Genomic DNA, 8257 nt, shown 5'->3' with positions numbered 1-8257 from the left:
CCGTCTCAGATTGCTGACAAACTGCGTGGACGCACCTTCTCCAATTTTGACGACTTCAGGCAGGCTTTCTGGCTGGAGGTCAGCAAAGACCCTGAACTTTCAAAGCAATTTGATCCACGTAACTTAGCTACGATGAAAAATGGTCGATCCGCCTACGCAAGAAAACCCGATAGCATCGGGCAAAGGGTCAAGTATGAACTTCATCATATCGAAGAGATCAGAAATAGTGGTGCAGTTTATGACGTAGATAATTTGGGTGTCACTACACCAAAGCGGCACATCGAAATTCACCAAGGAAAATAAAATGGTAACGCATAAAGACATCACTGATTTTACTGAAGCTGAGTTCCTCAGTTTTGTTGAAGATATTTGTAACGATACCTATCCATCTGAAAAGGCTCATATGGCTGCTGTAGCAGAGTTTGAGCGGCTTTCTGAACATCCGTCAGGTTCTGATTTGATATATTACCCAGAAGAAGGGAAAGGCGGTCCGGTCGCGGTTGTTCAAGAAATCAAAGAGTGGCGCAAAGCCAATGGCAAGCCCGGTTTTCGCGATGAGTAAATCCTGATTGTGAGTGAATGGCTGGGCTTTGTCCTGGCCTTTGTTTGTTGTAGTTGGTTCACCACGAATCTGGCCTTTATTTCCCATTCATCTCATCGTTATTTGACCTTTATTTACGCACTGAACTTCTTTTATCTAAGGGAATGTCTCGCGGGATATTTCATTTTTTGTGATGACTAGCACAAAACGCTGCGCGATACGTTTTTATCGAGAATAATCGAACGCAATCGATCGCCATCACAAAATTACTGGCTGATAAATCGTACAAAACTACTGTTAATGCAATGTTGCATTTGATGGTTCTTTGTATGTTTTGGTTTAAATATTAATAAATGCAATGTTTCTTTACAAACAAATAAGGCTAAAAAACGTGATGCATAACGTTATTTGACCACTATAAACGATAAAATATAATTATATTTGATAAGTTGCTTATTAAATTTAAGCGCTGTTTTGCCTGGTAATTACTCTGTAATTGATTGAAATATAGCCTTTCGTGGTTTTAAGAAATAGCAGGAGAAATGGTGTTGTTATAGCCATAAAAAATCGTTATCCCCCCATCTTTTTTTGATTAAAGTCAGGATAAAGTGAGATCGATATTTCATATCTATATGATTATTAAGTGATTTCAATTTAAATAATAGTCTTACAAAATGTAAGTCAAGGGGATTTGTGAGTGGTAGCACATATCCTCGTTCGCTTAATTTGGTACACTTCCTGCCGTCAACAAAGTAATTAGCGCAGGTCGATATGAATACTATTACACTCCCTAAAACACAGCACTTAGTGGTCTTTCAGGAAGTCATTAGAAGCGGTTCTATCGGCTCAGCTGCAAAAGAATTAGGTTTAACTCAACCGGCTGTCAGCAAAATCATTAATGATGTAGAAGCTTATTTCGGTATTGAGTTAGTCGTACGCAAAAATACTGGTGTGACATTAACTCAGGCAGGTCAGGTTATGCTCTCATGGTCTGAATCTATTACCCGTGAAATGAAGAACATGGTTGATGAGATGAACAGCATGACGAGCAATGTGGTCGTTGATGTGTCGTTTGGCTTTCCTTCACTGATTGCCTTCACCATCATGTCCGGCATGATTAAAAAATTCAAAGAAGTGTTCCCGAAAGCGCAGGTTTCCATGTATGAAGCTCAGCTCTCCTCGTTCTTACCTGCGATTCGTGACGGGCGTCTGGACTTCGCGATCGGTACGCTGAGTGATGAGATGAAACTGCACGATCTGCATGTTGAACCGCTCTTTGAGTCAGACTTCATCCTGGTTGCCAGCAAGTCCCGAACATGCACCGGCATCACCTCGCTAAGCGCGTTGAAAAACGAACAGTGGGTGTTGCCACAAACGAATATGGGGTACTACAGTGAACTTCTAACCACGTTACAAAATAATGGCATCAGCAGTGAAAACATCGTTAAAACAGACTCCGTCGTTACGATTTATAATCTTGTTCTCAATGCTGATTTCTTAACAGTAATTCCCTGCGATATGACCACACCATTTGGCTCAAACCAGTTTATTACTATCCCGGTAGAAGAAACCTTACCCGTCGCGCGTTATGCCGCCGTATGGTCGAAAAATTATCGAATTAAAAAAGCAGCATCTATTTTGGTGGAATTAGCCAAAGAGTATTCATCATATAATTGTCGGAGACGAAGGCAATTAATTGAAATTGATTAAAGATTGAATTTGTTTTAACACGAAATCAACGCCATCTGTCTATATCTGACAATGGTCATGGCTATCTATTTACTTTAATACCCTAGTAAGAGGTTCTAATGCACATTACATACGATCTCCCAGTTGCAATTGAAGATATCCTCGAAGCGAAAAAAAGACTGGCGGGGAAAATTTATAAAACGGGAATGCCTCGCTCTAACTATTTTAGTGAACGTTGCAAAGGGGAAATTTTCCTCAAGTTTGAAAATATGCAACGTACCGGTTCATTTAAAATCCGTGGTGCGTTTAACAAGCTCAGTTCATTAACCGAAGCTGAAAGATGTAAGGGCGTGGTGGCTTGCTCTGCAGGTAACCATGCGCAAGGGGTTTCTCTCTCCTGCGCCATGCTCGGAATCGACGGCAAAGTGGTCATGCCGAAAGGCGCGCCGAAGTCTAAAGTTGCTGCAACCTGCGATTATTCCGCAGAGGTTGTGCTGCACGGCGACAACTTCAACGACACCATCGCTAAGGTTAGCGAGATTGTGGAAACTGAAGGCCGTATCTTTATTCCGCCATATGATGACCCGAAAGTGATTGCTGGTCAGGGCACTATTGGTCTGGAAATTCTGGAAGATCTGTACGATGTCGATAACGTGATTGTGCCAATTGGCGGTGGCGGACTGATTGCTGGTATTGCAGTGGCAATTAAATCTATTAACCCGACTATTAAAATTATTGGCGTACAGTCTGAAAATGTTCATGGCATGGCGGCTTCTTTCCACGCTGGAGAAATAACCACGCACCGAACGACCGGCACCCTGGCGGATGGTTGTGACGTTTCCCGCCCGGGTACTTTAACGTATGAAATTGTTCGTGAGTTGGTGGATGACATTGTCCTGGTCAGCGAAGATGAAATTCGCAACAGCATGGTGGCATTAATTCAGCGAAATAAAGTTGTGACTGAAGGTGCCGGCGCGCTGGCTTGCGCAGCATTATTAAGCGGGAAATTAGATAGCTATATCCAGAACAGAAAAACAGTCAGCATTATTTCTGGCGGTAATATCGACCTTTCTCGTGTATCTCAAATTACTGGTTTAGTTGACGCTTAATATACTTCGTTGAGGATAGGATATGAGTACTACTGATAGCATTGTATCCAGCCAGACAAAACAGTCGTCCTGGCGCAAATCGGACACCACCTGGACACTGGGTTTATTTGGTACAGCCATCGGCGCCGGGGTGCTGTTCTTCCCTATCCGCGCAGGTTTTGGCGGACTGATCCCCATTCTGATAATGCTGGTGTTAGCATACCCCATCGCCTTCTATTGCCACCGTGCGCTGGCACGCCTGTGTCTTTCCGGTTCTAACCCTTCCGGTAACATCACAGAAACGGTTGAAGAGCACTTTGGTAAAACGGGCGGCGTGGTTATCACGTTCCTCTACTTCTTTGCGATTTGTCCGCTGCTGTGGATTTATGGCGTCACCATTACCAACACCTTTATGACCTTTTGGGAAAACCAGTTGCAGATGCCAGCGTTAAACCGTGGCTTCGTGGCACTGTTCCTGCTGCTGCTGATGGCATTCGTCATCTGGTTTGGTAAGGATCTGATGGTTAAAGTGATGAGCTACCTGGTATGGCCGTTTATTGCCAGCCTGGTGCTGATCTCTCTGTCTCTGATTCCTTACTGGAACTCTGCGGTTATCGATCAGGTTGATCTCAGCAATATCGCACTGACTGGCCATGACGGCATCCTGGTTACCGTGTGGCTGGGTATTTCCATCATGGTGTTTTCTTTCAACTTCTCACCTATCGTTTCTTCCTTCGTGGTCTCTAAACGTGAAGAGTATGAGAAAGATTACGGTCGCGAATTTACTGAGCAGAAATGTTCAAAAATCATCTCCCGCGCCAGTATGCTGATGGTTGCCGTGGTGATGTTCTTTGCCTTTAGCTGCCTGTTCACGCTCTCTCCGGCAAACATGGCGGATGCGAAAGCGCAGAACATTCCAGTACTGTCTTACCTGGCGAACCACTTCGCTTCACTGTCCGGTTCGAAGTCCACCTTCGCGACCGTTCTGGAGTACGGCGCTTCAATCATCGCACTGGTTGCTATCTTCAAATCTTTCTTCGGCCACTACCTGGGCACGCTGGAAGGTCTGAACGGTCTGGTGCTGAAGTTTGGTTACAAAGGCGATAAAACTAAGGTTTCCGCTGGCAAACTTAATACCATCAGCATGATCTTCATCATGGGCTCCACCTGGGTTGTGGCTTACGCCAACCCGAACATCCTGGACCTGATTGAAGCAATGGGCGCGCCGATTATTGCCTCTCTGCTCTGCCTGCTGCCGATGTATGCCATCCGTAAAGCGCCGTCACTGGCGAAATACCGTGGCCGTCTGGATAACGTGTTTGTTACCGTGATTGGTCTGCTGACTATCCTGAACATTGTCTACAAACTGTTTTAATCCTTAAGCTCAGGATGAGCGGAGTAGTGAAATGAATGAGTTTCCGGTAGTACTGGTTATTAACTGTGGTTCGTCTTCCATTAAATTCTCAGTGCTGGATGCAGCAAACTGTGAAGTTTTAATGGCGGGAATCGCGGACGGTATTAACTCTGAAAATGCGTTCATAGCAATTAATGGAGGTGAGCCAGCTAAGCTGGCTCACCACAGCTACGAAGACGCATTAAAAGCAATCGCCGTTGAACTGGAAAAACGTAATTTAATGGACAGCGTGGCCTTAATTGGCCACCGCATTGCCCACGGTGGAAATATCTTTACCGAATCAGCAATTATTACTGACGACGTTATCGATAATATTCGCCGGGTATCGCCTTTAGCTCCGTTACATAATTATGCGAACCTCAGTGGGATTGAATCCGCACAGCACCTTTTCCCAGGCGTGCAGCAGGTTGCGGTATTTGATACCAGCTTCCACCAGACGATGGCCCCAGAGGCCTATCTTTACGGTCTACCGTGGAAATATTTTGAGGAGTTAGGCGTTCGTCGTTATGGCTTCCACGGCACGTCGCACCGCTATGTATCTCAGCGAGCGCATGAGCTTCTTGAGCTGCAGAGTGATGACTCCGGTCTGGTTGTGGCTCACCTGGGGAACGGCGCGTCAATCTGCGCGGTGCGTAACGGGCAGAGCGTTGATACCTCAATGGGCATGACGCCGTTGGAAGGGTTGATGATGGGCACACGCAGCGGTGACGTCGATTTCGGCGCCATGGCGTGGATTGCCAGCGAAACCAACCAGACGCTGAGCGACCTTGAGCGCGTTGTGAATAAAGAGTCCGGTTTACTGGGTATTTCCGGTTTGTCCTCTGACTTACGTACGTTAGAAAAAGCCTGGCACGAGGGACATGAGCGTGCGCAGTTGGCGATTAAAACGTTTGTGCATCGTATCGCGCGCCATATCGCCGGACATGCCGCTTCGCTGCATCGTCTTGATGGGATTATTTTCACCGGTGGAATAGGTGAGAACTCGGTATTAATTCGTCGTCTGGTTATCGAGCATCTCGCCGTTTTAGGGGGGAATATCGACAGCGAGATGAATAGCCTGCCAAATTCCCATGGCGAAAGAATTATCTCTAATAAAGATGCTCGTGTTATTTGTGCGGTTATTCCCACAAATGAAGAGAAAATGATTGCGCGTGATGCCATTGCGTTAGGCAAAATTAATATACCAGTAGAATTTGCATAATTAATTTTCAGCAGAGAGATTATTTTTCATGAAGGTAAATATCGATACCAGCGATATGCTGTATGCCGAAGCCTGGAATGGCTTTAAAGGTACGGACTGGAAAGAAGAAATTAATGTCCGTGATTTTATTCAGCACAACTATACGCCTTATGAAGGGGATGAATCTTTCCTCGCCGAAGCAACGCCAGCGACCACTGCATTGTGGGAAAAAGTCATGGCGGGCATCCGTATTGAAAACTCGACGCACGCGCCGGTTGATTTCGATACCAATATTGCCACCACGATAACCGCACATGATGCGGGTTATATTGAACAAGAACTGGAAAAAATCGTTGGTCTGCAAACGGATAAGCCGCTCAAGCGTGCTCTGCATCCGTTTGGCGGCATCAACATGATCAAAAGCTCTTTTGATGCTTATGGTCGTGAGATGGATGCTGATTTTGAATACCAGTTTACTGAACTGCGTAAAACCCATAACCAGGGCGTATTCGACGCCTACTCTCCGGATATGCTGCGCTGCCGTAAATCCGGCGTGCTGACCGGTCTGCCGGACGGCTATGGCCGTGGTCGTATCATCGGCGACTATCGCCGCGTCGCGTTGTACGGTATCCGCTACCTGGTACGCGAGCGTGAACTGCAGTTTGCCGATCTCCAGTCGAACCTGGAGTGGGGCCAGAATCTTGAAGCCACGATTCGCCTGCGCGAAGAGCTGTCTGAGCACCGTCGCGCCCTGCTACAGATGCAGGAAATGGCAGCGAAGTACGGCTGCGATATCTCCCGCCCGGCGCGTAATGCGCAGGAAGCGGTGCAGTGGGTTTACTTTGCTTACCTGGCTGCGGTGAAATCTCAGAACGGCGGCGCAATGTCGTTGGGCCGTACCGCATCGTTCCTCGACATCTACATTGAGCGCGATTTCAAAGCGGGAATTTTAAACGAGCAGCAGGCGCAGGAGCTGATCGACCACTTCATTATGAAGATCCGTATGGTGCGCTTCCTGCGCACGCCGGAATTCGACACCCTGTTCTCAGGCGACCCTATCTGGGCGACTGAAGTTATCGGCGGCATGGGGCTGGATGGCCGCACGCTGGTGACGAAAAACTCGTTCCGCTACCTGCATACGCTGCACACCATGGGACCGGCGCCTGAGCCGAACCTGACGGTGCTGTGGTCTGAAGCGCTGCCGATTGCCTTCAAAAAGTACGCCGCCCAAGTGTCTATCATCACCTCGTCTTTGCAGTATGAAAACGACGATTTGATGCGTGCCGACTTTGACAGCGATGACTATGCCATTGCCTGCTGCGTAAGCCCGATGGTTATCGGCAAACAAATGCAGTTCTTCGGTGCGCGTGCCAACCTCGCCAAAACGTTGCTGTACGCAATCAACGGCGGCGTGGATGAGAAGCTGAAAATTCAGGTTGGGCCGAAAACGGCACCGCTGATGGATGACGTGCTGGATTACGATACGGTGATGGAGAGCCTGGACCACTTTATGGACTGGCTGGCCGTGCAGTACATCAGCGCGCTGAACATCATCCACTATATGCACGACAAGTACAGCTATGAAGCTTCGCTGATGGCGCTACACGATCGTGATGTCTATCGCACGATGGCTTGTGGTATGGCGGGTCTGTCCGTGGCGGCGGATTCTCTGTCGGCTATCAAATACGCCCGCGTGAAACCGATTCGTGATGAAAACGGTCTGGCTGTCGATTTCGAAATCGAAGGCGACTATCCGCAATACGGCAACAACGACGAGCGAGTAGACAGCATTGCTTGCGACCTGGTCGAACGTTTCATGAAGAAAATTAAGGTGTTGCCAACCTACCGTAACGCGGTGCCGACGCAGTCCATCCTGACCATCACCTCCAACGTGGTGTACGGACAGAAAACCGGTAACACACCGGACGGACGTCGCGCAGGTACGCCGTTTGCGCCGGGGGCTAACCCGATGCACGGTCGCGATCGTAAGGGCGCGGTTGCGTCATTAACCTCGGTGGCCAAACTGCCGTTTACCTATGCCAAAGACGGTATCTCGTACACCTTCTCCATTGTGCCGGCTGCACTGGGCAAAGAAGATGGGGTGCGTAAAACCAACCTGGTTGGTCTGCTGGACGGTTACTTCCACCATGAAGCGCATGTGGAAGGTGGGCAGCATCTGAACGTTAACGTTATGAACCGTGAAATGTTGATGGATGCCATTGAGCACCCGGAAAATTATCCGAACCTGACGATCCGCGTGTCTGGCTATGCGGTGCGCTTCAACGCGTTGACCCGTGAACAGCAGCAGGATGTTATTTCACGCACTTTCACCCAGGCGCTCTGAC

General features: G+C 47.9%; 7 protein-coding genes. All 7 read left to right on the top strand.

The genetic code is table 11. The annotated features are described in order from the left end of the window. Positions 1-303, top strand: a 303-nt coding sequence (locus OGV52_RS17805) for an HNH endonuclease signature motif containing protein (protein WP_287108879.1), incomplete at its 5' end; no start/stop codon positions are given. A gap of 1 nt (position 304) precedes the next feature. Next, entirely contained in the window at positions 305-562 is a 258-nt protein-coding gene (locus OGV52_RS17800) for a bacteriocin immunity protein (RefSeq protein WP_047358949.1), read from the top strand. Positions 563-1312: 750 nt separating this feature from the next. Continuing rightward, entirely contained in the window at positions 1313-2251 is a 939-nt protein-coding gene (gene tdcA / locus OGV52_RS17795; RefSeq protein ID WP_287108878.1) for a transcriptional regulator TdcA, read from the top strand. Positions 2252-2349: 98 nt separating this feature from the next. Next, complete coding sequence (gene tdcB, locus OGV52_RS17790) at positions 2350-3339, top strand: bifunctional threonine ammonia-lyase/L-serine ammonia-lyase TdcB (RefSeq protein WP_003828594.1); 990 nt, start codon at positions 2350-2352, stop codon at positions 3337-3339. Between the two features lie 22 nt (positions 3340-3361). Next, complete coding sequence (gene tdcC, locus OGV52_RS17785; protein WP_016154633.1) at positions 3362-4693, top strand: threonine/serine transporter TdcC; 1332 nt, start codon at positions 3362-3364, stop codon at positions 4691-4693. Positions 4694-4724: 31 nt separating this feature from the next. Then, on the top strand, positions 4725-5933 hold the full coding sequence (gene tdcD, locus OGV52_RS17780; RefSeq protein WP_047499660.1) for a propionate kinase: 1209 nt from the start codon (positions 4725-4727) through the stop codon (positions 5931-5933). A gap of 28 nt (positions 5934-5961) precedes the next feature. Further along, positions 5962-8256 (top strand): formate C-acetyltransferase, encoded by a 2295-nt coding sequence (gene pflB, locus OGV52_RS17775; RefSeq protein ID WP_016154631.1) that lies wholly within the window; start codon positions 5962-5964, stop codon positions 8254-8256. The last annotated feature ends 1 nt before the right edge of the window (position 8257 follow it).

The sequence above is a fragment of the Citrobacter sp. Cb041 genome, assembly GCF_030336655.1.
GTDB lineage: Bacteria > Pseudomonadota > Gammaproteobacteria > Enterobacterales > Enterobacteriaceae > Citrobacter > Citrobacter braakii.
Note: the sequence above shows the minus strand (reverse complement) of the source record. Positions and strands in the feature narration are given on the sequence as shown.